A 22,524-nucleotide genomic window follows, 5' to 3' on the forward strand; every position below is an offset into this window, starting at 1 on the left:
TCAGAACGCGTATCCGACTTCGACGCCGTAGAGGCGGCCACGCTCGTAGCTGCCAATGAGCGACAGAACCGGCGCGCCGAACGAGACGACCTGCTTATCAAAGATGTTTTGACCGAAGGCCGAAATCGACACTTTGGAACCGCCGAGATCAAAGTCGACGAGCCCCGCGCGCGCATCAACAAGCCAGAAGCCTGGCTGCTTGTTGAGGTCTTCCAAGACTTCCTGCCCAGCGAGATTGCGCAACGGCGTTGACGTCAGGAAATAGCCGCTCCGATACCGTCCTTCGATGCGAGCCTGCAAGTGCGCGCCCGCGAACACTTCGGGCGAGTCGTATTGCGCGGCCAGGCGGCCGGTCCAATCGGAATTATACGTTGTACGAGCAAAGTCCGCGACTTCGACGCCGTTCAGGATGAAAGTGTCGTAGTTGAGATCGGCATACCCGACGTTGCCGCTGAGCGTCAGGCCGTCGACGGGTATAAATTCAGCCTCGACTTCGAAGCCTTTGATTGTCGCCTTGCCCGCGTTGTCGAAAAACTGCCGACCGTTGATGAAATTCTGCGTCTGCAGATCCTTGTAGTCGGAGTAGAACGCGGCCGCGTTCACGCGCAGCCGATTGTTCAGCATGGTCGTCTTCGCGCCGATTTCGTAAGCGGTCAGCGTTTCAGGCTTGTACGGAATGCCGCTCAGGATGCCGCCGGAAACATAACCGGTCGAAATCTTGGCGTAGAGCGTGCTGTCCGTATTCGGGCGCCAGGTGACGATGCCGGTATACGTCAGCTTCTTGTAGCTGACTTTGTAGGTACCCACGCCCAGAACACCCCCCTGACCGCCGGCAATTTCGTCGATCTGCAACTCACGATCGTCGATCGTGCCACGCAAGCCTGCGGTGATGTCGAGGGTATCGGTCAGGTGCAGGGTGCCTTGCGCGTAACCCGCCATGGAATCGTTGATCGCCAGCGTGCGCGTGGTGCCGCTGCCGAATGCCGCATCGAACGGAAGCGGCACCACGGTTCCCCCAATAATGGGCTCGAGAATGCCGAGAACGTCGGTCGCGGGCGAGCGTTCGTGGAAATAGAACAAGCCGCCGGTCAGTTCATATGCATCGTCGCTCAACTGGAACTGAAGTTCCTGACTGAACTGCTTCTGCTTAGTGGAGCGCGCTGTCAGCAGCGAGAAGAAGTAATCGTTCATGCCCGGCGCGTTGGCCGGATTGAACAGGATCGCCTGCCGCTGTTCGTTGGTGAGCGTAGGATCGAGGAAAGCGCCGAATTGCGCCGCGCTGAAACGCAGGCCGCCCGTAGCGGCGAGGTCAAAGATATTGGGGTACTGCTTGAACTTGCGGAACGCGGTGATGCTTTTGACGGTGAGATGATCCGAACCGATCGCGGTAAGCGTCAGGCTATGGCCCTGCGTAACGGTACGTTCCTCGCTCGTGGCGTTCGCGACCTGGTCCAAGCGCGTCGGCGATTGGTTGGTAATGCCTCCGAACAAAGGCTGCAGACTGATAATGGGTTGGAGCAATTGCCCGGACTGATCGGGGATCACGCCGAAGGCCTGCACCGGACGGCCCGTCGCGCGCGCATCGGTGTAGTCGAAGCGATAATCGGCGGTGACATCGCCAAAGATGCCGCGGACGGCGACTTGTCCGCCGTCCACGTTGCGCCTGCCCAGTTTCTTGGCGAACTTCTGCGTGCCGAACGAGGGAGCCCGGAAGGACAAGTCGATCGTCTGCCCGCCGATGAGGTTGGTGTAATCGCCTTCGATCTCGTCATGCAGATAAGCAAGCTTGACGGTGAACGGACCGAACGCCGGCAAGTCCAGAACCGCCTTGCCGCGAAGCTGGTCGTAATTGCCGTAGGACGCGGTCGCCTTGAGGCCCCACTCGCCCTTTGGCGGTGCCGAAACGAGGCTGATCGCGCCCGAAGTGGCGTTACGGCCGAACAGCGTTCCCTGCGGTCCGCGAAGCACTTCGACGCGCTGAATGTCAGCGAGATCGAAGATCGAACCCACGGTACGGCCGACATAGACGCCATCGATGTAGATGCCGACCTTGGGATCGACTGCGTTGTTCGACGTACCTGAAGCAATACCGCGCACGATAATGGTCGAGTTCGAGGACAGGCCCTGGTTGTTGATCTGAAGGCTCGGCGCAACGCCCGCGAGGTTCTTGACGTTGGTCACGCGAAGCTGATCGATCTGCTCGCTGCTGATCGCGGTGACCGCGACCGGAACCTTCTGCAGGCTTTCCTCGCGGCGCTGCGCCGTCACGACGATGTCGGCCAGACCGGTGTATCCGTCAGGCTCGGCGGGCGGCGTGGTTTTGGAGACCGGCGCTTTCGTATCACTGACGAGCGGCTCTACGTCCGTGCTCTGCGCGTGGGCTGCTGTCGCCATGCCGGACACTCCGGCGAGAGCGAGCGCAATTGTACTGATCCTCATGGCAATCCACTCCTGTTATTTTTTATCGGGTTTTTGTCGGCACGTTTTCGGGGCGGGATGAGCGCAGGCTCACCCGTGAATGTTCGTGGCACCATATGAGCAAGAGGCGCGCTGCCGACTGTGCCGGTCAGCCGCTCATGCGTCGAAATTCAGGCTAGATGATCCCGTTTCATCATACTGCTTTGTCTCCCAATGCGACATCCGCGAAGCGGAAGTGCACCCATAGCTACGCATTTCTCAAGGAATGCTGCTTGGAAGAACTAAAAGAACGAGCGCAGGCGTCAAGAGGGCTTCGATAATTCTTCGCGCCAGCGCAGCGCCATGATCAAGGCTTGATCATCGGCCCCATCGACCGAGCGACGGCAAGAACCGCGTACCAATCGGCCGGTAGCGATGACGTGCGCCGATCCTCTGTTTCGAGCGCCCGCATTTCTGCACGAAAGCCCTCGATGCGTTCGCGCAGTCGTGCGAGCCCCAATGGAGACAGCTTGATTGTCTCCGCACCGTAGATTGCGTCCGGCTCGCCGTAATCCATCGTGAAGAACAGCGGCTTCAAGTGCCGCTCGAAGTGCCGTCGCATGGGTGTGCGCTGCCAGGCATGGGTGGGGCTGAGTCGCGCGCGCAACCGCCCGCCCGGCAACCGATCGACCAGAGCCAGGCGTTCCAGACGTTGCACATGATGTTCGACTTCTTCGGCCGCGATGTGAAAGGCTTCGGTCGCTTCGCTCGGCGGCCAGCCGTTGACGATCAGGAAAAAGAGAGTGGAAAGATTGGAATCCTTGGTCAGCGCTTCTTCCTGGGCAAGCGTCAGCTTGTCCTGCTGTTGCGCGGTCATCCGGCTGGTTTCGGCGAGCTCGGCCAGCGTGGTATCCGCCATGGCGCACAGCGTGCCTAGCGTATGGAAGCTGAGGCCGCGCCCGTGCAGCCAGCGCTTCACCGTTGCGGTACCCACTCCGAGCTCGGTGGCGATCCCCGCCTGAGTCCAGCCCGCCCCACTCAGCGCACGCCGCAAGGCAGCGAGCAAAGCACCCTCCTCCCGCGCGCTCGTATCACCGTAGGATCTATCCGGCATCATCTCTTGATCCCCTGTCCGTTGCCGAACGTGACGATCCGCCTGCTGCCTGCCTATTCTTGCATTATGGCCAGGCGATGTCGGTGGCGCCAGCATCGTTCTTCCATCATCAACTGATCCGGCCGCGCGATTGCGGCCGGATTTTTCTTTAGACTTATCGCCCTCCGTCTACCGCGATGTCGATGCCGTTGATGAAATCGGCACGCGGGTCTGCAAGGAACGCGATTGCATGCGCGACGTCCGCGGGTTCCCCGATACGTCCCGCGAAGTTCGAGATCATCTCGTCCTGCACGTGGCGCGTGATCGCGTCCCAATCATCCTCCCAGCCTTTTTCCTTGGCTATCTTGGCCAGCCAGCGGTCGGGCCCGTCGGAATGCGTCAATCCCGGACTTACGCTGTTCGCGGTAATTCCCGTGCGTGCCAGGGCCATCGCCAGACTGCGGGTCAGCGAGCGAATAGCCAGTTTGGCCGCCTGATAGTCCGGAATGATGGGCATCGGGAAACTGGCCGATTCGCTCGAAAGCTGGATCAGTCGGCCCCACCCGTTCTCTTTCATCGCCGGCACCGCATTACGAATAAGGCGAACCATCGAGGTGACGTTGCTGTTGTAGTGCCGGTTCCAGAGATCCGGCTCGACATCGAGCCAGGGCATCGTCCCGTTCCCGGCGGACTCGCCGCCGGCATTGTTGACCAGAATATCGATGCCGCCGAGCGCCTGCTCGGCCGTCTTGAACACCGCATCGGCGCTCTCGTCGTCGGAGAGTGAGCCGATCGCCACGTGGACAGGGGTGCCAGTTCCAACGGTCAGCCGGCTTCGCGCCGCGTCCAGACGCTCGGCATCCCGGCCATGGATGCACAGCACGGCACCCTCTTCTGCGAGTCGCCTGGCGATGCCTTCACCCAGCCCCGAACTGGCCCCGGTGACGAGCGCGCGCTTGCCATCGAGTGGCCGGCTCATGCGCGGAACTCGATCTTGATCCGGGTCAGCCTGGTCGCCGAGATCAACCAGCGATCGCCGACCTTGGTGTATCGATCAAAGTAGTGCCCCCAGCCATGCATCCGGCCTGCGGGCAGCACCGAATTTCCTTCAGGTACCCACAGCCAGTCTTCCATCGACCAGACCGCCGTTGCTTCCGTTTCGGAGAGGACTTCGATCCGCGGCATGTAGCCGAAGTGCGCCGTGGTAACGCCCTCCAGCACGTAGCCGTTGTTCGCGGCGAAGGCCTTGGGGTCCCTGGTCAGCAGGTCCGGGTTATGCGGCTCGACGGCCTCGCGCATATCGGTTTCGGCATCGACCGTGAAATTGGCGACGAGTCCGTCCCAATCTTTTTCGTCCACGCAGCGGAAATACTCCGCCTTGCAGCGCTTTACGCCTTCGATCGCCAGCAAAGTGTCGACGGGGTCCATAAACCTCTCCTTCTCAATCGCTCGGCCTGACGCCGATCTTCGAATGGGTCTTATGCTATGGTCGTATGCAGAACCAAGCTTGAAATTGACAACGCATTACCGCACACCCTCACCCGACTGACAAGGCGCTTGCGTAGTCATGATATAAAGAAATCGATTCGAGGGAGAGGAACATGGGCAGGCTTCAAGATAAGGTCGCCATCATCAGCGGCGCGGCGCAAGGCATGGGGGCGGCAACGGCGCGCCTGTTCGCGGCCGAAGGCGCCAAGGTGGTTCTTGGAGATATCCTGGATGACAAGGGGCGTGCCCTTGCCGATGAAATTGGCGAAGCCGCGCTGTTCCAGCATCTCGACGTTCGCTCCGAAGAAGACTGGAGCGCCATCGTCAAGGCGGCGACGGATCGTTTCGGCAAGCTCGACATTCTCGTCAACAACGCCGCCGTGGTGCATTTCACCGCCGCCGAAGACATGGTGAAGGAAGATGCCGAGCGAGTACTCGGGATCAACGTCATCGGCACGATGATGGGCGTGAAGCATGCCGTCCCGGCGCTGAAAGCCAATGGCAAGGGCGTGATCGTCAATATCTCGTCGGTCGATGGACTGCGCGGGTGCAACGGCCTCACCGCGTACACGGCCTCGAAGTGGGCGGTGCGTGGTATCACGAAATCCTATGCGTATGAATTTGGGCCGCATGGCATTCGCGTGGTCTCGGTTCATCCCGGCGGCGTGAACACCGAAATGGGCAATCCCGGCAACGAAGCGGCCGACGTGGTCAACGCGCGCAGTTTCCAGCGCGTGCCGCTGCAGCGCATCGGCGAGGCCGAGGAAATCGCGCGCGTCACGCTCTTCGTTGCGAGCGACGATGCAAGCTATGTCTCGGGCGCTGAGATAGCCGTCGATGGTGGCTGGACCGCCGGGCACTATGAAGCGATGCTGCCCAATTGCGCACCGGCCATGAAAGCGTGAGCGAGGCTGTGCTTGGCGGCAAAGTCGCGCTCGTGACCGGGGCGGGCCAGGGCGTGGGGCGCGGCATCGCGCTCGCGCTCGCCAAGGCCGGCGCCGCAGTTGCGCTGGCCGGTCGCACGCGGTCGAAGGTCGAGACGGTTGCCCAGGAGATTTCGGATGCGGGCGGACGCGCGGAGGCGTTCGAAAGCGATGTCAAAAACGCGGCCTCGCTCGCGGCGCTTGTCGATGGCGTCGTGGCTAAGCTCGGCAGCCTCGACATCCTCGTCAACAATGCCCAGGAAGTGCCTCTGGGGCCGTTGCTGTCGGTCGATGACGCGGCCTTCGAGGCGGGTTTCGTCTCCGGCCCGCTCGCGAGCTTTCGCTTGATGAAGATCTGTCATCCGCATCTCAAGCGAACGGGCGAAGGCGTCATCATCAATCTGGCGACTTCGGCGGCGGTTCGCTGGGATATGGCCGGGTACGGCGCCTATTCCGCGGTGAAGCAAGCCACCCGTTCGCTCACGCGAGCCGCGGCGGCGGAGTGGGGCCCCGACGGGATCCGCGTGCTCACCGTCGCACCACATGCGGACTCGCCCGGTCTCAAAGCCTGGATCGAAGCCAGGCCTGAAGAAGCCGAAGCGTTTTTCCAGACGATCCCGCTGCGGCGCATCGGTCGCTGCGAAGAAGACATCGGCAGAGCGGTCGCCGCGTTGTGCGGTCCCGACATGGGCTATCTTACAGGCGCCACGGTGCCCCTCGACGGGGGTCAAGCAAACTTCGACTAGGCGCTCGCTTCGGCGCCCGTCCAAGCAAACAGGAGAATGGGATGTTACTGAAAGACAAGGTTATCGTGATCAGCGGTGTGGGCCCCGGCATGGGCCAGTCGCTGGGAAAGATTGCGGCTGCCGAAGGCGCGAAAGTGGCGCTGGGCGCGCGCAACAAGGAGTTCCTGGATTCCGTCGTAGCCGAAATCAAAGCGGCAGGCGGTGAGGCGATCGCCCTTGCGACGGATGTCACCAATCGGAGCCAGTGCGACGCGCTTGCCAAGGCGGCGCAGGATACGTTCGGCAAGATCGACGGCCTGGTCAATTCGGCTTACGCGCATGGCGAGTGGAAGACGGTGGACGAAGCCGATCCCGAGGAATTCGCGTCCGTCTTCAACGTGAACTGCGCTGGCGCGCTGCGGATGGCGCAGGCCTGCCTCCCCTCTTTGAAGGAAACGAAGGGCGCGATCGTCAATGTCTCGACGATGTCGACCGTCAATCCGTTTCCCGGCGAGGGCGCCTACTCCGCGGGCAAGGGCGGGATGAACGCGCTTACCCGGCATATGGCCAAGGACTTCGGCCGCTTCGGCATTCGCGTCAACGTAACGCGCATGGGCTGGATCGGCGGCGCGCCCGTATGGGGCCACATCGATCGCGAAGTCGCCGCCGGGCGCGATCGCGACGAAGTGGTGGGCGAGATCACCGCGCGCATCCCCATCGGCATCATTCCTCCGGAAGAGGATTGCGCGAAGGCAGTGTTGTTCATGGTGTCCGATTATTCGAAAGTGGTGAGCGGCGCATCGATGGACGTCAACGGCGGTCAATACATGGCGCCGTAAAGACTAAGGCGATCTCCTCTCACGGTGAGAGGAGGTCGCCTGCCTGTGCTTCAGGCAGGGGCGTAGACAGAAGTGTCCGTGCTCTTTAGGTCGAAGGCCACGCGCCCTGTGAAGGTGCAGATCTGGAGTGAAGCATGTCGTTTGTCCGCCATTATGTCATGACGACTACGCCTGACCAGGCAGAGGCACTCGCTCGAGTGCTGGCCGAGTTGCGCACGGTCGTGTCAGAGTGTGAAGGAAGCCTGCGGATCGATCTGCTGGCCGTCGACAGTGAGCCCCACCGGTTCTTCTTCATCGAGCACTGGGCCAGCCGCGATGATCACGCCGCGGCAGGATCGCAATTGCCTGCCGACCTCATGAAGTCGTTGAAGGGTTTGCTGGCTGCCGCGCCCGAGGCTCACGATTTGACAGAGCCTCACATCGGCTGAGAGCACTTTCGGCGGCGTCACGCTTCGAGCCGTCCTGCCCTTCACGGTCTTGCGATCATCACGCGGCGCTTCGCTCGAACCGGCGCTGAAAAGCCTCGCTTCGGCGCTGACAATAAAATTCTACTGTTTGAGTTGAGATTAAATCTCTACTCCGTGGGTCGAGTTTGATTCACGGAGACGACAGGCATGGATTTCGGAAGTTTCGATCTTACCGCGCTGCTTCCCTTCATTGCCGTCGGCTTCGCGGCGCAACTGGTGGACGGGGCCTTGGGAATGGCGTTCGGCGTCTTGTCCAATACCCTGCTGGTGGCCGTCCTCGGGGTTCCCCCGGCCTTGGCATCGCAGCGCGTCCATCTCGTCGAGTGCTTCACCACCGCGACATCGGGCATCAGCCACCTGCTTCATCGCAACATCGACGGAAAACTGTTCTTCCGTCTGCTGATACCAGGCGTGGTCGGCGGCATTCTGGGCGCTTATGTCTTGTCCAACCTCGATGCGAGTGTCGTCAAACCCTTCGTGCTGCTCTACCTCGTGGCCATCGGCGTGTGGCTGCTAGTGCGCGGCCTGCTCTACCCGCCTCAGCTCAAGGAAGCGAAGTTCATCGCCCCGCTGGGCCTCGTCGGCGGCTTTCTCGATGCCGCGGGCGGCGGCGGCTGGGGACCGGTGGTGACCTCCAATTTGCTGATCCAGGGCGCCGAACCGCGCAAGGTGGTGGGCACGGTCAACACCGTCGAATTCTTCCTCACCGTCACCGTCTCGATCGCCTTCATCTGGCATCTGGGGGTCGCGGATGTGGCCGGCGCGACGCTCGGTCTCTTGATCGGCGGCGTGCTCGCCGCGCCGATCGGCGCCTGGGCCGCCAAGCGGATTCCGCCCAAGCCCATGCTCATCATGGTGGGCGTGGTGCTCACGCTCACCAGCGCTTTTGGTATCTGGAAAGCCTGGTTTTGAGGGCCTGAGAAACGCCCAATAGCGCAGACCCCAAGTTTTTGCGGGTTTCCTCCGAGCCCCCGATCCTCTTCGATGCGCGTCACGTCATCTGGAGAGGATCGTGCTTTTGCCAACGTCAACCGTCCTGGCCGCAGCGCTGCTGGCAGCGTCGAGCGCCAGCCCCGCCGCCGCCTCGCCCCCGGCCATCGAAACACCCGCGTCCAACCCGACGTACCCCGCCGTGGAAATGCCCGACACGCCTGCCGGCCGGTTCGAGCGGACCTGGCTCGAGGCCTACAATTCCGCCGACCGCGCGCAGCTCGAGCGATACAACGCGCTCTACGATCGCAAGGCGCCGCCCGAGGACTGGATCGCCATGCACGCGACCACCGGCACGCTGACGCCGGTGAAAGTCACGTCGGACGGCCCCAACGAAATCTTGGTGCTGTTCGCGCCCGAAAAGGGCGACGCCTTCTGGAGCTCCAAGATCAGCATCGATCCGGACAACCCGATGCAGTTGCTCGAGAAACCGGGCAACGGCCTGACGACGGCAAATCGCCCGCCCGAGTTCGCATTGCCGCGTTTCCCGCAAGCGCAGCTCAATGCGATGGCGGACCGCAAGATCGCGGCCGACGTCGCCGCCGACCGCTTCGCGGGAACGGTGCTTGTCGTGCGCCATGGCGAAGTCGTCTATCAAACGGCAGCGGGTCTCGCCGACCGCGAATCCGAAGCGCCGGTGACGATAAATACGAAGTTTCGCCTCGGCTCGGCCAACAAGATGTTCACCGCCGTCAGCGTGCTGCAGCGGGTCGCGAAAGGCGACATCTCGCTCGACGCGACGGTCGGCGACTACCTGCCCGACTATCCGAACAAGGAGTTCGCTAGGAGCGTCACCATCCGACAGCTCCTCAGCCATACTGGCGGCGCAGGCGACATCTTCACTGAGGAGTACGAAAAGGCCCGGCTGCAGACCCGCACGCTCGCCGACTACGTAACGCTGTTCGGCGATCGTGCACCGGACACGAGCGAGGCGGGCAAGGGAGCCTACGCCAACTACGGTTTTGTCTTGCTCGGAAGGATCGTCGAAGTGGTCTCGGGCGAAACCTACTACGATTATGTGCGCCGCCATATTTTCGCGCCCGCCGGCATGCGCGACACCGGCTCGCTGCCCGAGGAAACGCCGGTCCCGAACCGCTCGAAAGGCTATGTGCAACAGGACGGCGCGCTGCGCGACAATGCGAACACGCTCCCCTGGCGCGGCTCTTCCGCAGGCGGCGGCTATTCGACCGCGGGCGACATGGTGCGCTTCATGGCGGCACTGCGCGCGGGACGGCTGATCCCCGCCGATCTGCTCGCCGAAGCCACCAGCCCCCAGCGACCCGATGGCTGGTACGGCTTCGGCTTCATCGTCGCGGGCGAAGGACTGACGCGCAACTGGGGCCACGGCGGCGGCGCACCGGGGATGAATTCATCGATCCGCGTCTATCCCGAGCTGGACGCGATCGTCGTCGCGCTCGCCAACCTCGATCCACCGGCGGCAGAAGACGAGGCCGATTTCTACGCGAACCGGATGTTGCCGGGGGAGTAACCGCCTGGCGCCTGGCGGCTTACCCCGAGATCCCGGCGGCAGCGAGCACCGCCAGCGTCAGGACATCGGGCGCGATCGCGGTCATCGGCACGATCTGCACCGGCTTTTCCATGCCGATCAGCATCGGGCCGATGGTGGTCGTGCCCGCTAGCTCGCGCAGCAGCTTGGCCGAGATGTTGGCCGATTGCAGCCCGGGCATGACCAACACGTTGGCCGGCGCGCTGAGCCGCGAGAACGGATACTGCGCCATGACCTTGGGGTTGAGCGCGGCATCGGGGGCGACATCGCCCTCGTACTCGAAGCCCGGCTGCTGTTGGTCGAGAATGTGCACCGCATCGCGGATGTTCTCGAGCCAGCGCCCCGAAGGATTGCCGAAAGTCGAATAGCTGAGGAAAGCGACGCGGGGCTCGTGACCCATGCGGCGCGCGACGGCCGCGGTCTCGGTCGCGATCACCGCAAGATCTTCCGAGCTCGGACGTTCGTTGATCGTGGTATCGGCGAGGAACACGGTGTGCGCCTTGCCCACCATCATGTGGATGCCGAAAGGCAGCGCGCCCTCCTTGGCATCGAGCACGCGGCGCACTTCGGTCATTGACTGGCCGAACGGGCGAGTCATGCCCGTGACCATCGCATCGCCCACGCCCAGCTTGAGCAGGCCGGAGGAGAACACGTTGCGATCCTGGTTGACCATGCGGCGCACGTCGCGTTCCAGGTAACCGCGGCGCTGCAGCCGCTCGTAGAGCATCTCGACCATCGGCTCGACATGCTCGGACACCAGCGAGTTCTCGATCCGATAGCTTTCCGGATCGCTGACGCCCAGTTCGGCGAATTTGTCGAGCACGGCCTGAGTGCGACCGACCAGAATCGGTTCGCCATAGCCGAAATCGCGGTACTGAATCGCGGCACGCAGCACGACTTCGTTCTCGGCCTCGGCGAAGATCATCCGCTTGGGATTCTGCTTCACCTCGGCGTAGACATGCGTGAGCACCGAAGTCGTCGGATTGAGCCGGCTCTTCAACGCGTGGCGGTAGGCGTCGAAATCCTCGATCTGCTTGCGCGCGACGCCCGTGTCCATCGCCGCCTTGGCGACCGCGGACGAAACCACTTCCATCAAGCGCGGATCGAACGGCGCGGGGATGATGTAGTCCAGCCCGAACTGGTGGTTCTTGCCGTAAGCGGCGGCGACTTCCTCGGGCACTTGCTCGCGCGCCAGTTCGGCGATCGCGGTGGCTGCGGCGATCTTCATTTCCTCGTTGATCGCGGTTGCCCGGACATCGAGTGCGCCGCGGAAGATGAAGGGGAACCCGAGCACGTTGTTGACCTGATTCGGATAGTCCGACCGGCCCGTGGCGACGATCGCGTCGGGCCGCGCCGCCTTCACTTCGGGCGGAGTGATCTCAGGATCGGGATTGGCCATGGCGAAGATGATCGGCTGATCCGCCATCGACTTGACCATGTCCTGCGTCACCGCGCGCGCGACCGAAAGGCCGAGGAAGATATCCGCCCCCTTCAGCGCATCGGCCAGCGTCCGTCGATCGGTATCGGCCGCATGCGCCGACTTGAACTGGTCGAGATCGGTGCGCCCGCGATGGATCACGCCCTTGGAATCGCACATCAGCACGTTTTCCTGGCGCACGCCCATCGCCTTGATGAGCTCGGTACACGCGATCGCGGCGGCACCGGCACCGTTCACCACGACCTTCACGTCCTTGAACTCGCGGTTCGTCAGATGGCACGCGTTGACGAGACCGGCGGCCGAGATGATCGCGGTGCCGTGCTGATCGTCGTGCATCACCGGGATGTTCATCCGCTCGCGCAGGGCTTGCTCGATCTGGAAACACTCGGGGGCGGCGATGTCTTCCAGATTGATGCCGCCGAACGTGGGTTCGAGCAGCGCGACGGCTTCGATGAAGGCGTCGGGGTCTTCGGTGTTCAACTCGATGTCGATCGAATCGACGTCGGCGAAGCGCTTGAACAGCACCGCCTTGCCTTCCATCACCGGCTTCGAGGCAAGCGCGCCCAGATTGCCCAGGCCCAGGATCGCGGTCCCGTTCGAGATCACAGCGACGAGGTTACCCTTGGCGGTGTAATCGTAGGCAGCATTGGGATCGGCGGCGATCGCGCGCACCGGCACGGCGACACCTGGTGAATAGGCCAGGCTGAGATCGCGCTGGCTTGCCATGGGTTTCGAGGCGATGATCTCGATCTTACCCGGACGAATCGTCTGGTGATAGAAGAGCGCCTCGCGCTCGGTGAATTCGACTTTATTCTGATCGGACACGCGCTAACTCCCCAGTGCGAGCCCGCCCTAACCAATGATAACTGGACTGAATAGGGGAAAGCTTCGGGCGTGGCGCTTTCCGAATCGATGCGCGCTTGCTCTAGGGTCTCGTGATGGCAGGCGGCGCGACCCCGATGATGGCCCAGTATCTCGCATTGCGCGAGGAAGCGGGCGATTGCCTGCTGTTTTACCGGATGGGCGACTTCTTCGAGCTGTTCTTCGAAGATGCCAAGCGCGCCGCCGCGATCCTCGACATCGCGCTGACCACGCGCGGCGAGCACGACGGTGCGCCGATCCCGATGTGCGGCGTGCCGGTGCATTCCGCCGAAAGCTACCTCGCCCGGCTGATCCGCGCCGGCTGCCGCGTCGCCATCGCCGAGCAAACCGAAACACCTGCACAAGCCAAGGAACGCGCGCGCCGCGAAGGCCGGGCCTCCAAATCACTGGTGGCGCGCGACATCGTGCGCTTCGTCACCGCGGGCACGCTCACCGAAGACGCGCTGCTCGAACCGCGCCGCGCCAACGTGCTTGCCGCCGTCTGCGAGCTGCGCGGGACGTGCGGGGTGGCGGCTTGCGACATCTCCACCGGGCGCATGGACGTAGAGGAGTGCGCACCCGAAGCGCTGGGCGCGGCGCTCGCGCGGCTCGGGGCCAGCGAGGTGGTCGCGCCTGAAAGCTGGGACGACGCTCCCGCCGATGCGATCGCGCGGCCCGCGCGCGACTTCGCCAGCGAAAGCGGCGACGCGCGGCTGCGCAGCGTGCATGGCGTCGCGACACTCGATGGCTTCGGCGCCTTCTCGCGCGCGATGCTGGCGGCGGCGGGCGGGCTTATCGCCTATCTCGAGCATGTCGGGCGCGGCGCTCTGCCGCTGCTGTTGCCGCCACGCCCGCGCGAAGGCGGCGCGGTGCTGGCGATGGACGAGGCCACGCGGACCAGCCTCGAGATTCTCGAAGCGGCAGGGGGCGGTCGCAAGGGCAGCCTGCTCGATGCGATCGACCGCTGCGTGACCGGTGCAGGCGCGCGCCAGCTGGCGGAGGATCTGTCCGCCCCCCTCACCGATGCCAGCGCCATCGCCGCAAGGCTGGGTGCCGTTTCGTGGCTGCATGAGGATGCGCTGCTCCGCGACGAGCTGCGCGCCGCCTTGCGCGCCTTGCCGGATATCGGGCGCGCGCTGGGCCGCCTCGTCGCGGGTCGTGGCAGCCCGCGCGACCTTGGCCAATTGCGCGATGGCCTGGGCGGGGCCCGCGCGCTGCACGAGCGCCTGGCCGACCGCGACTTGCCCGATCTTGCCGCGACGCTGCGTCCAGCGCTGGCGGGACACGGCGCGTTGGTCGATCATTTGTCGCGCGCGCTGGTGCCGTCGCCGCCAACCGAGCGCACGCAGGGTGGCTTCATCGCCGAGGGCTTCGATGCCACGCTCGACGAACTGCGCCGGACCGCCGGCAACGCGCGGCGCGCGATCGCCGCGCTCGAGGCGCGCTACCGCGAGCAGACCGGCATCGCCGCGCTCAAGATCAAGCACAACAATGTCCTCGGCTACTTCGTGGAAGTGCCGCAGCGCCATGCCGATACACTGATGGAGGCCGACAGCGGCTTCACGCACCGTCAGACGATGGCCGGCGCGATGCGGTTCAACGCGCTCGAACTGCACGATGAAGCCAGCCGGATCACCGAGGCCGGCGCGCATGCGCTGACGGCGGAAGAAGGCCATTTCGCCGAGCTGGTAAAAATGGTCGTGGCCGCGCGCGAAAGCATAGCCGGGACGGCCGCGGCCCTGGCACGGCTCGACGTCTGCGCCGGGCAGGCAGAACGCGCGGCGGAGGGCGGCTGGTGTCGCCCGACGATCAGCGACGCTGCCTGCCTCGAGATCGAGAGCGGTCGGCATCCAGTGGTAGAAGCTGCCTTGGCGGCGGGAGGCGAGCGCTTCGTCGCCAACGATTGCCGGCTTGACGAAAGCGATCGCCTATGGCTGATCGGCGGCCCGAACATGGGCGGCAAGTCGACCTTTCTGCGGCAGAACGCGCTGATCGTGATCCTCGCGCAGGCGGGCGGCTTCGTCCCCGCCAAGACCGCGACGATCGGGCTGGTGGACCGCTTGTTCAGCCGCGTCGGCGCATCGGACAACCTGGCGCGGGGGCGGTCTACTTTCATGGTCGAGATGGTCGAAACCGCCGCGATCCTCGCACAAGCCAGCGAACGCAGCTTCGTGATTCTCGACGAAGTCGGACGCGGCACGTCGACGTACGATGGCCTGGCGCTGGCCTGGGCGGTCGCCGAAGCGGTGCACGAGAGCAATCGCTGCCGCTGCCTGTTCGCGACGCATTACCACGAGCTCGCGCGACTGGCCGAGACTTGCGACGCGCTGTCTCTGCATCACGTCCGCGCGCGCGAGTGGAAAGGCGAGCTGGTGCTGCTCCACGAACTCGCGACCGGTCCGGCGGATCGTAGCTATGGCCTCGCCGTCGCGCGTCTCGCGGGCGTTCCCGCGCCCGTGATCGCGCGCGCCAAGGCGGTGCTGCAGAAGCTCGAAAAGGGGCGGGCGGAAACGGGCGGGCTCGCGGCCGGATTGGGCGACTTGCCGCTGTTCGCCGCGGCCGCGGGTGCGCGCGAGGAGCATTGCGACACCTTGCGCGACAAATTCGATACGATCGATGTCGATGCGCTCAGCCCGCGCGAGGCGCTGGAGTTGCTGTACGAGCTGAAACGCGAAGCAAGTCAGGGCGCGTAGAGGCCGCCCGGCCCGGTGAGACTCGGTTAACCACGAGCACTTACAAGTCGAAGGCCATGCTTGCTAAACCAGGCCTTCGCATCCTTGCGGCACTCGTGCTGATGGTCGTGGTGCTGATCGCAGCCCTGCTGGCGGTCGGTACCGAGGATCGCGGCGGACTGGTCACGCAAGGCCTTCAATCGGCGCCGCGAGAAATCGCTACGGCCCAGGCGCTTTCTCCGTCTCCGCGCGAAGCCCGCAAAGCGGCGCCAGTCGCCATGCCGATGGCGGACGAAGCTGCGGCCGAAGAGCATTACGAGGGCCTGGAAGAAACGCTGGTCGATGACGCCACCGGCGTCGATCCTTCAGCCGACGTGCCGCCCGAGCCGATGCTCGTCCCCGAAGGCCTCACGCCTGAACCCATGATCGAGCCAGGCGCGGGCTTCGGAGACTAAAGCGCCGATCGATCAGCTATCGTCGCCGGACACTTCCGGATCGGGAGCGCCCGCGCGGCCGTGACGGCTCTCGAGATCGTCGTGGCTGTCTTCGCCTCGGAACGCCGACATGTCGATCGTGCCGCTGCGCTCCATCTGGTTCATGTGATCGACGAGATCCTGCGTGTCGACATCTTCGATGCCGCCGTTCTCTTTGGTGCTTTCCTCCAGCGACATCGTCGAAGTCGACGCGGCACGCGCCTGATCGGCCACGGTCTGTGCTTGCGTGTCGACGTCGACTTGCTCGGTATTTTTCGTATCCGGGGTGAATCCGTCGCGTGCGGGATCGGGTTTGCGTTCGGTCATGATGATCTCCTTTGCCCGACACAACGGCCGGGCGCGGGAGCAGGTTCCGCCGAACGTCCGATCAGCGGGTCGGAACGGGCTTTTCGCCGGAGTAGTCGTAGAAGCCCTTGCCCGATTTGCGCCCATACCAGCCCGCCTCGACGTATTTCTGGAGCAGCGGCGCCGGGCGGTACTTGGGATCGCCAGTGGTCGAATGGAACACCTTCATGACCTCGTATAGCGTATCGAGGCCGACAAAATCGCACAGAGTGAGCGGACCCATCGGGTGATTGAGGCCGACGCGGCACCCCGCATCGATGTCCTCCACCGAGGCCAGCCCCTCGCCCAGCACGAAGATCGCCTCGTTGAGCATCGGGCACAGGATGCGGTTGACGACGAAGCCCGGCGCGTCGCCGGCGAGTACGACGGTCTTGCCTAGCGTCTCACCGAAAGCCTTCATCCGGTCTATCGTATCCTGCGAAGTCGCTAGACCGGGAATGACTTCGACCAGGCCCATGACGGGCACCGGGTTGAAGAAATGCAGGCCGCAGAACCGCGTCGGATCGGGCGAGCTCGCCGCCATCCGCGTGATCGGGATCGAGCTGGTGTTCGACGCCATGATCGCATTCGGCGCCAGCACTTCGCCGGCCTTCTTGAAGATCTGGAGCTTGATGTCCTCGCGCTCGGTCGCCGCCTCGATCACGAGATCGGCCTCGCCGAAGCGCGCATAGTCGCCGACCGGCGTGATCCGCGCCAGCGTCGCGTCGGCATCGGCCTGTTCGATCTTGCCTTTGGCGACGAGCTTGCCGAGGCCCTTCTCGATGCCGGCCTTGCCCTTCTCGGCGATCGCGAGCTCGATGTCGGAAAGCAGAACGTCGATGCCCTTGCCGGCGACGGTCTGGGCGATGCCCGAACCCATGATACCCGAACCGATGATCGCGACTGTCTTCACACGTGGTCTCCCTCAATAGCCAATCGCGCGCTGCCTAGCGCGTCGATGCGATGGAGAAAACCTGATGTTTTTGCCTTGCCGAGGCAATCAGCGATTTGCGCCCGGAACCCATAGCACATCGCCGCCGGCATCGTGATTGGCAGCGCGAGCCGCGACGAACAGAAAGTCGCTCAGGCGATTGATGTAAGCGAGTGCCGCCGGATTGACGCTGTCCACTGCCGCCAGCGCGGCGACCGAGCGCTCGGCGCGGCGAGTGGCAGCGCGCGCAATGTGCAGCCGGGCCGAAACTTCGCTGCCGCCGGGCAGGATGAAGCTGGTGAGCGGGGCGAGGTGCTCGTTCAGCGTGTCGATCGCTCCCTCGACCCATTCGACTTGCGCATCGACGATCCGCAAGACCATCTCGGACGGAGTGAAGTCATCGCCGGGCGTCGCCAGATCGGCTCCAAGATCGAACAGATCGTTCTGAATGCGATGCAGGTCACGGCCGAGCGGCTCGCCGTAGGAGACCACGACCAGCACCAGGCCGATCGCACTGTTTGCCTCGTCGACCGCGCCGATCGCTTCCATGCGCGCGGCGTGCTTCGGTACGCGCGAGCCGTCGACCAGCCCGGTCGTCCCGTCGTCCCCGGTGCGGGTGTAGATCTTGTTGAGGCGAACCAAGGAAGTGTCGACCGTACCGGCTGGCGCGCGGCTACTTCGCCATCGCCATGAGCAGCGCAACCACCACGACCGCGGCCGCCTGATACTTGATTCGCGCGAACATCATCTTGTTCTGCATCATCTGCATCTCGGTCGCGCCTTGCCCGGAATCACGCTCCAAATCCTCGCGCGTGCTTTTGAGGAACGCGGCGATCCCGCGCACCAGGCTGACGACGACCATCACCATGAAGATGATTATGAGCGGGACGAGTACATAGGTCATGGGCCTAATGTAGGCGTGATGACAGCGAAATGCCAGCGGGGAGCACCCCGTCCCTGAGGGCACCGGCCAGCGCGATGCCATCCTCGCCCGCGCGGCGCCGATCGGCGAGCGAAGGCGACCCGCGCCGCTTGGCGAGTTTGCGGCCGTCGGGCTCGACCAGCAGCGGATGATGATGCCAGACCGGCACCGGAAGGCCGAGCAGAGCCTGCAGCAGCCGGTGCAGATGGCTGGCCGCGAACAGGTCCATCCCGCGCGTCACCAGCGTCACGCCGTCGGTCGCGTCGTCGAGCGTTGCGGCGAGGTGGTAGCTCGCCGGCAGATCCTTCCGGAGCAGCACGACATCACCGAAGCGCGCCGGATCGGCCCGTTGGGTGCCCGCGCGTTCGTCGGTCCACTCGAGCGGACCGGTCCGTGCGAGCGCGGCGGCAACATCGAGCCGCCAAGCCGCGCCTTCTGGATCGACAGAACGGCCGCGGCAGGTGCCGGGGTAGACCGGGCCGTCGGGTCCGGTGCGGGTCGCTGCGGCCGTGATCTCGGCGCGGGTGCAGCGGCACGGGTAAAGCAGGCCCAGCCGCTTCAAGCTTTCGCCGGCGGCGCGGTAGCTTTCGAGCCGCTGCGACTGCCGGACCGGCGCGCGATCCCATTCCAGTCCCAGCCAGGCCAGATCCGCCACGTGCTCCGCGATCCATTCGGGGCGACTGCGTCCGCCGTCGATGTCCTCGATCCGCAGCAGCGCTTCGCCGCCCCGCGCCCGAGCGAGATCATGCGCGACGATTGCCGCATAGGCATGGCCGAGATGCAGCGGTCCATTGGGGCTGGGCGCGAAGCGCGTGACGATCATCGGCTTGCAAATAGGGTGCTCCACCCGTTCCGGAAAGCGTCATGGGCTGCCCCGCGCCCGCGCTGTGGATTGCGCCTGTGGACCCGTCTTGACGTTATCCCGTGCAAGTGCTGATTTATCGCCATGCGCTGCCATCAAACCGCAATCGAGATTTGCCACAGGAGGCCATGCTCAAGTCGGAGCTGATAGAGCGCGCGGCCCGTTTCCGTAGCGCCTCGGAGGATCCCTCCAGAAATCTCGCCGATTGTCCTGCCCTCGTTCTCAATGCGGACTACACGCCGCTCTCCTATTACCCGCTGAGCCTGTGGCCCTGGCAGACCGCGATCAAGGCGGTGGTGCTAGAACGCGTCGACATTCTCGAAAGCTATGCGCGCGCGGTGCACAGCCCGAGCTGGACGATGCAGATCCCCTCGGTGATCGCGCTCAGGCAATATGTCCGCCCTTCCGAGTTTCCCGCGTTCACCCGCTTCAACGTGTTCCTGCGCGACAGGTTCAGCTGCCAGTACTGCGGCAGCCCGCAGAACCTGACCTTCGACCATGTCGTGCCGCGCCGTCTCGGGGGCCGGACCAGCTGGGAAAACATCCTGACCGCCTGCGCGCCGTGCAACATGCGCAAGGGCGGGCGTACCCCCAAGCAGGCGAAGATGCCGCCGATCGTCCATCCGATCCGGCCGACGAGCTGGCAATTGCAGGAACGGGGCCGCGCGTTCCCGCCAAACTTCCTGCATGAGACCTGGCGCGACTGGCTTTACTGGGACGTCGCACTCGAAGCTTGAATAATCGCGCTATACGGCGTTCGTCGTTAAGAGATTTTACTCGGTGTTAACCGCGTTCCTCTAGGTCTCGCTCCGCCAATTCGGATCGGGGGCTTTATCCAATGCGCAAATATCTCTTGCTGACCACGACGCTTCTTCTGGGTGCTTGTGGAGGTGGCAGTGGCGCCGGTCCCGATGTCGTCAGTGCTCCGCCCCCGGTTGTCGGCGGTAAGGAAGGCTCGTTCGTCGATCCAACCGAAGCCAAGACCTACAAGGCGATCGGCGGCACGCACACCTTTCAATACCGGGTCGAAGATCGCAGCGATAACAATGGCCAAACTGGCCAGCTCTATCAGGGCAATGCCTCGACCGTGCGCGATTCCGATATTTCGATCTCCTATGATCCGCGCGACGCGATCTACACTCTCAAGGTTGTCGACGCGCTATCTGGCGCGTCGTTCGATGGTCGCTTTCAAGACCCGGCACACCGGGTGGACTTTGGCGGCGCTAACGAACCCCAGTTCGGCAACGCACGTTTCCAGAATCCCAATGTCCAGTTCCTCGAAAGCGGTACCGGCGATGCGTCCAAGGGTGGCGCGGAGACACCGCCTGTCGGCCAAACCGACGAGTCACTCGACATCACGACGATGTTCATGCTGAAGCCCGGAAGCGAAACCCAATACGTCACTTATGCGGGCTTCGTCAGCAACCAGATTTCCTGGTCGGAAGATTCCGCGACGAACGCTGCAGGGGAAGAGGTCAATTTCGATGTCGTCGATTTCACCTTGCAGCGTGGCGCCTTTGCTTACGGCGAATTGACCAATACCGCCGCGGTGCCGAAGACCGGCAGCGCGAGCTACCAGGGCTCGATGATCGCATCGATGATCTTCAACCCGACGCTCGATGGCCAGAGCCAGGTCGGCTCCGACATTTACCCCAGCTATTTCCAGTGGGTGGAAGGCAGCGCAAACCTCGCGGTGAACTTCGCCGCCGGCACGATCGGTCTCGATCTGAGCGGTCGCGCCTTCGCCACGCAAGACGACGGGGTCAGCGGCTTCACCGGCGAAGGCGTCCTGGCCCAGGGCGCGACGTTCTCGGCCACCGGCGCGGGCACGATCAACCTCGCCAACTTCGGCGGGTTCCGTGGCGAATTCTCGCAGGCCGGCTTCGTCAATCCCGACGGGTCCCGCTATGACGTCAACATTGCCGGCTCCAGCCTCGACGGCGCCTTCTACGGCCCGGCGGCGGAAGAAGTGGGCGGTGGGTTCCGCATCGTCGGCGGCACGCCGGACGAGCGGATCGACATTCTCGGCGCCTTCATCGGCAAATAATCATGGCTATCGCGATGCAGCGCCTCGCCATCGCCTGCGCGGCGGCGGGCGCTGCGGCCCTTGCGCCTTCCGCCCACGCCGGGGACGCTCCGGTGGCCGAAGGGGCCGCCGGGCTCTCGCGCGCCGATTGCTCGGCCGGACAATGCACTTTCCGGCTCGCGCCGGGGCAGATGCTCGCACTGGCCGAGAAACTGGTGCTCGCGCATAAATACGACGAGGCCCGTCCCCTGGTCGCCGCGCTGCGCAGTGCGCCGGGCATGGAGATCCCTCATGGCTTCCTCGAAGGCCTGATCCTGCTCGGCGAAGGCGATGCGAAAGCGGCGGCCGGGCAATTCCGCGCGATCCTCCAGGCGCACCCCGAACAGACCCGCGTCCGGCTCGAACTGGCGCGCGCGCTGCTCGCCCTGCGCAACTACGACGGCGCCGAATACCACTTGCGGCTCGCCGCCGAGGACGAGAGCCTGCCCGAGGACATCGCCCGCGTCATCGGCGATGCGCGCAACGTGATCCGCTCCAATCGCCGGTTCCGCTTCGGGTTCGACTTCGGCTTTGCGCCCGACAGCAATATCAATTCGGCCACCGCCGCCGAAACGATCGACGTCAACTTCGGCTCGACCCGCCTGCCGCTCGAGCTCGATGATGCGGCGCGCGAGCGTTCGGGCGTCGGCGTGACCGCGAGTGGCTACGCCAGTCTGCGCCTGCCCACCGCCGAGGCGATGTCGCTGGTGTTCGACACCAATCTTTCCATGGTGAACTACGAGGGCAGCAATCTCGACGACTACACCATGCAAGTCGCGGGCGGCCCCGAACTGCGGCTCGACGAAGGCCGGACGCTGACCGTGCAGGCGATCGCGCTCAATCGCTGGTACGGCGGCGACACCGCGGCGCGCCAATTCGGTGCGCGCGCCACCCTCCAGCAGGAGATCGGCCGCGACAAGCGCGTCGCTCTGCAGCTCGACGGGCGGCACAATGTTTCGGAGATCAACTCAGGGTTCGATGGCTGGCAAGTCGCCGCCAACCTGACGTACGAACAAGTGGTCGAGCGCTCCGCGATCGTTTCGGCCAGCCTCATCGGTCGGCGCGAATTCGATACGGTCGAGGCTTATTCGAACACCACGCTGGGGGTCAGCGGCGGGATCGGCGGCGAACTGCCGTTCGGCATCAACGCGGGACTATCCGGCGGTGCGACATGGTCGCGATATGACGAACCGCAAGTCTTCTTCTCGTTCGATCGCCGCGAGGACTGGCGACTCCAGGGCCGGGCTTACGCAGGCCTGCGCAACGTACGCGTCGCGGGTTTCTCACCCTCGGCCGAGTACCAGTACATCCGCGTCGATTCCAACTATGCGCTGTATCAGAGCTCCCGCCACCGCATCCAGTTCAAGCTGGCAAGGTTCTTCTGACGGCTTGGCATCGGCCTTTGAATGTCGCACGATGTGCCGCAGGTTGGGTATCAATCCCGATCCAAATTTATAGTGAACAAACATCGAATCCGTGTGTTGAATAGTCAGTAAGCTTTGACGAACAAACACACAGGAGTACGC

Annotated in this window: 21 protein-coding genes; 11 read left to right on the top strand and 10 right to left on the bottom strand. The window is 64.1% G+C overall.

Going from position 1 to position 22,524, the window contains the following annotated elements:
* The 4 genes from GQO94_RS02700 to GQO94_RS02715 form a co-directional block, all read right to left on the bottom strand.
* Nucleotides 1-2,439 carry a TonB-dependent receptor gene (locus GQO94_RS02700; protein WP_156839612.1) on the bottom strand — a complete coding sequence of 813 codons (2,439 nt, stop codon included), beginning with the start codon at nt 2,437-2,439 and terminating at the stop codon, nt 1-3.
* A 325-nt stretch (nt 2,440-2,764) separates the two neighbouring features.
* Nucleotides 2,765-3,514 carry a helix-turn-helix domain-containing protein gene (locus GQO94_RS02705; RefSeq protein ID WP_156839613.1) on the bottom strand — a complete coding sequence of 250 codons (750 nt, stop codon included), beginning with the start codon at nt 3,512-3,514 and terminating at the stop codon, nt 2,765-2,767.
* 151 nt (nt 3,515-3,665) lie between these two features.
* The gene (locus GQO94_RS02710) at nt 3,666-4,469 is read right to left on the bottom strand and encodes an SDR family NAD(P)-dependent oxidoreductase (RefSeq protein ID WP_156839614.1); all 804 of its coding nucleotides are present in this window, start codon (nt 4,467-4,469) and stop codon (nt 3,666-3,668) included.
* On the bottom strand, nt 4,466-4,918 hold the full coding sequence (locus tag GQO94_RS02715) for a nuclear transport factor 2 family protein (RefSeq protein WP_156839615.1): 453 nt from the start codon (nt 4,916-4,918) through the stop codon (nt 4,466-4,468). Before GQO94_RS02715 ends, GQO94_RS02710 begins: the two co-directional genes overlap by 4 nt.
* Nucleotides 4,919-5,091: 173 nt before the next feature.
* Between GQO94_RS02715 and GQO94_RS02720 the strand changes: the two genes are divergently transcribed.
* From GQO94_RS02720 to GQO94_RS02745, 6 genes are all read left to right on the top strand, one after another.
* Entirely contained in the window at nt 5,092-5,883 is a 792-nt protein-coding gene (locus GQO94_RS02720; RefSeq protein ID WP_156839616.1) for an SDR family NAD(P)-dependent oxidoreductase, read from the top strand.
* Complete coding sequence (locus GQO94_RS02725) at nt 5,880-6,647, top strand: SDR family NAD(P)-dependent oxidoreductase (RefSeq protein ID WP_156839617.1); 768 nt, start codon at nt 5,880-5,882, stop codon at nt 6,645-6,647. Before GQO94_RS02720 ends, GQO94_RS02725 begins: the two co-directional genes overlap by 4 nt.
* 41 nt (nt 6,648-6,688) lie before the next feature.
* Nucleotides 6,689-7,465: an SDR family oxidoreductase gene (locus GQO94_RS02730; RefSeq protein ID WP_156839618.1), complete on the top strand. Its 777-nt coding sequence runs from the start codon at nt 6,689-6,691 to the stop codon at nt 7,463-7,465.
* Nucleotides 7,466-7,599: 134 nt separating this feature from the next.
* A complete protein-coding gene (locus GQO94_RS02735; RefSeq protein ID WP_156839619.1) occupies nt 7,600-7,893 on the top strand; it encodes a putative quinol monooxygenase in 294 nt (97 codons plus the stop codon).
* A 186-nt stretch (nt 7,894-8,079) separates the two neighbouring features.
* A complete protein-coding gene (locus GQO94_RS02740) occupies nt 8,080-8,844 on the top strand; it encodes a sulfite exporter TauE/SafE family protein (protein WP_156839620.1) in 765 nt (254 codons plus the stop codon).
* 100 nt (nt 8,845-8,944) lie between these two features.
* Nucleotides 8,945-10,411, top strand: a complete 1,467-nt coding sequence (locus GQO94_RS02745; protein ID WP_198045772.1) for a serine hydrolase domain-containing protein — start codon at nt 8,945-8,947, stop codon at nt 10,409-10,411.
* Between the two features lie 19 nt (nt 10,412-10,430).
* On the opposite strand, the gene GQO94_RS02750 is transcribed toward GQO94_RS02745, so the two are convergent.
* Nucleotides 10,431-12,692 carry an NADP-dependent malic enzyme gene (locus tag GQO94_RS02750; protein ID WP_156839622.1) on the bottom strand — a complete coding sequence of 754 codons (2,262 nt, stop codon included), beginning with the start codon at nt 12,690-12,692 and terminating at the stop codon, nt 10,431-10,433.
* Between the two features lie 113 nt (nt 12,693-12,805).
* Between GQO94_RS02750 and mutS the strand changes: the two genes are divergently transcribed.
* Nucleotides 12,806-15,421 (top strand): DNA mismatch repair protein MutS, encoded by a 2,616-nt coding sequence (mutS, locus tag GQO94_RS02755; protein WP_198045773.1) that lies wholly within the window; start codon nt 12,806-12,808, stop codon nt 15,419-15,421.
* Between the two features lie 56 nt (nt 15,422-15,477).
* Nucleotides 15,478-15,855 (top strand): hypothetical protein, encoded by a 378-nt coding sequence (locus tag GQO94_RS02760; protein ID WP_156839623.1) that lies wholly within the window; start codon nt 15,478-15,480, stop codon nt 15,853-15,855.
* Between the two features lie 12 nt (nt 15,856-15,867).
* On the opposite strand, the gene GQO94_RS02765 is transcribed toward GQO94_RS02760, so the two are convergent.
* From GQO94_RS02765 to gluQRS, 5 genes are all read right to left on the bottom strand, one after another.
* Nucleotides 15,868-16,200, bottom strand: coding sequence for a hypothetical protein (locus tag GQO94_RS02765; RefSeq protein ID WP_156839624.1), 333 nt, complete (start codon nt 16,198-16,200; stop codon nt 15,868-15,870).
* Between the two features lie 61 nt (nt 16,201-16,261).
* Complete coding sequence (locus GQO94_RS02770) at nt 16,262-17,131, bottom strand: 3-hydroxyacyl-CoA dehydrogenase family protein (RefSeq protein WP_156839625.1); 870 nt, start codon at nt 17,129-17,131, stop codon at nt 16,262-16,264.
* 87 nt (nt 17,132-17,218) lie between these two features.
* Nucleotides 17,219-17,791 (bottom strand): cob(I)yrinic acid a,c-diamide adenosyltransferase, encoded by a 573-nt coding sequence (locus GQO94_RS02775; protein ID WP_156839626.1) that lies wholly within the window; start codon nt 17,789-17,791, stop codon nt 17,219-17,221.
* A 31-nt stretch (nt 17,792-17,822) separates the two neighbouring features.
* Nucleotides 17,823-18,053: an HIG1 domain-containing protein gene (locus tag GQO94_RS02780; protein ID WP_156839627.1), complete on the bottom strand. Its 231-nt coding sequence runs from the start codon at nt 18,051-18,053 to the stop codon at nt 17,823-17,825.
* A gap of 4 nt (nt 18,054-18,057) precedes the next feature.
* A complete protein-coding gene (gene gluQRS / locus GQO94_RS02785) occupies nt 18,058-18,894 on the bottom strand; it encodes a tRNA glutamyl-Q(34) synthetase GluQRS (protein WP_156839628.1) in 837 nt (278 codons plus the stop codon).
* Nucleotides 18,895-19,061: 167 nt separating this feature from the next.
* On the opposite strand from gluQRS, the gene GQO94_RS02790 reads away from it, so the two are divergent.
* From GQO94_RS02790 to GQO94_RS02800, 3 genes are all read left to right on the top strand, one after another.
* Complete coding sequence (locus GQO94_RS02790) at nt 19,062-19,670, top strand: HNH endonuclease (RefSeq protein ID WP_156839629.1); 609 nt, start codon at nt 19,062-19,064, stop codon at nt 19,668-19,670.
* A 101-nt stretch (nt 19,671-19,771) separates the two neighbouring features.
* Nucleotides 19,772-20,980: a transferrin-binding protein-like solute binding protein gene (locus tag GQO94_RS02795; RefSeq protein ID WP_156839630.1), complete on the top strand. Its 1,209-nt coding sequence runs from the start codon at nt 19,772-19,774 to the stop codon at nt 20,978-20,980.
* A 2-nt stretch (nt 20,981-20,982) separates the two neighbouring features.
* A complete protein-coding gene (locus GQO94_RS02800; RefSeq protein WP_156839631.1) occupies nt 20,983-22,383 on the top strand; it encodes a surface lipoprotein assembly modifier in 1,401 nt (466 codons plus the stop codon).
* Nucleotides 22,384-22,524 lie beyond the last annotated feature (141 nt).

The sequence above is a fragment of the Novosphingobium aquimarinum genome, from assembly GCF_009746585.1.
In the GTDB taxonomy this organism is placed as follows: Bacteria; Pseudomonadota; Alphaproteobacteria; order Sphingomonadales; family Sphingomonadaceae; genus Novosphingobium; species Novosphingobium aquimarinum.

Excerpts from the sequence above, each read along its gene's own strand:
- GQO94_RS02710 (WP_156839614.1), bottom strand. The coding sequence starts at position 4,469 with ATGAGCCGGCCACTCGATGGCAAGCGCGCGCTCGTCACCGGGGCCAGT.
- GQO94_RS02800 (WP_156839631.1), top strand. The coding sequence starts at position 20,983 with ATGGCTATCGCGATGCAGCGCCTCGCCATCGCCTGCGCGGCGGCGGGC.
- GQO94_RS02740 (WP_156839620.1), top strand. The coding sequence starts at position 8,080 with ATGGATTTCGGAAGTTTCGATCTTACCGCGCTGCTTCCCTTCATTGCC.
- GQO94_RS02795 (WP_156839630.1), top strand. The coding sequence starts at position 19,772 with ATGCGCAAATATCTCTTGCTGACCACGACGCTTCTTCTGGGTGCTTGT.
- GQO94_RS02765 (WP_156839624.1), bottom strand. The coding sequence starts at position 16,200 with ATGACCGAACGCAAACCCGATCCCGCACGCGACGGATTCACCCCGGAT.
- GQO94_RS02730 (WP_156839618.1), top strand. The coding sequence starts at position 6,689 with ATGTTACTGAAAGACAAGGTTATCGTGATCAGCGGTGTGGGCCCCGGC.
- gluQRS (WP_156839628.1), bottom strand. The coding sequence starts at position 18,894 with ATGATCGTCACGCGCTTCGCGCCCAGCCCCAATGGACCGCTGCATCTC.
- GQO94_RS02715 (WP_156839615.1), bottom strand. The coding sequence starts at position 4,918 with ATGGACCCCGTCGACACTTTGCTGGCGATCGAAGGCGTAAAGCGCTGC.
- GQO94_RS02705 (WP_156839613.1), bottom strand. The coding sequence starts at position 3,514 with ATGATGCCGGATAGATCCTACGGTGATACGAGCGCGCGGGAGGAGGGT.
- GQO94_RS02720 (WP_156839616.1), top strand. The coding sequence starts at position 5,092 with ATGGGCAGGCTTCAAGATAAGGTCGCCATCATCAGCGGCGCGGCGCAA.
- GQO94_RS02700 (WP_156839612.1), bottom strand. The coding sequence starts at position 2,439 with ATGAGGATCAGTACAATTGCGCTCGCTCTCGCCGGAGTGTCCGGCATG.
- GQO94_RS02790 (WP_156839629.1), top strand. The coding sequence starts at position 19,062 with ATGCTCAAGTCGGAGCTGATAGAGCGCGCGGCCCGTTTCCGTAGCGCC.
- GQO94_RS02760 (WP_156839623.1), top strand. The coding sequence starts at position 15,478 with ATGCTTGCTAAACCAGGCCTTCGCATCCTTGCGGCACTCGTGCTGATG.
- GQO94_RS02735 (WP_156839619.1), top strand. The coding sequence starts at position 7,600 with ATGTCGTTTGTCCGCCATTATGTCATGACGACTACGCCTGACCAGGCA.
- mutS (WP_198045773.1), top strand. The coding sequence starts at position 12,806 with ATGGCAGGCGGCGCGACCCCGATGATGGCCCAGTATCTCGCATTGCGC.
- GQO94_RS02780 (WP_156839627.1), bottom strand. The coding sequence starts at position 18,053 with ATGACCTATGTACTCGTCCCGCTCATAATCATCTTCATGGTGATGGTC.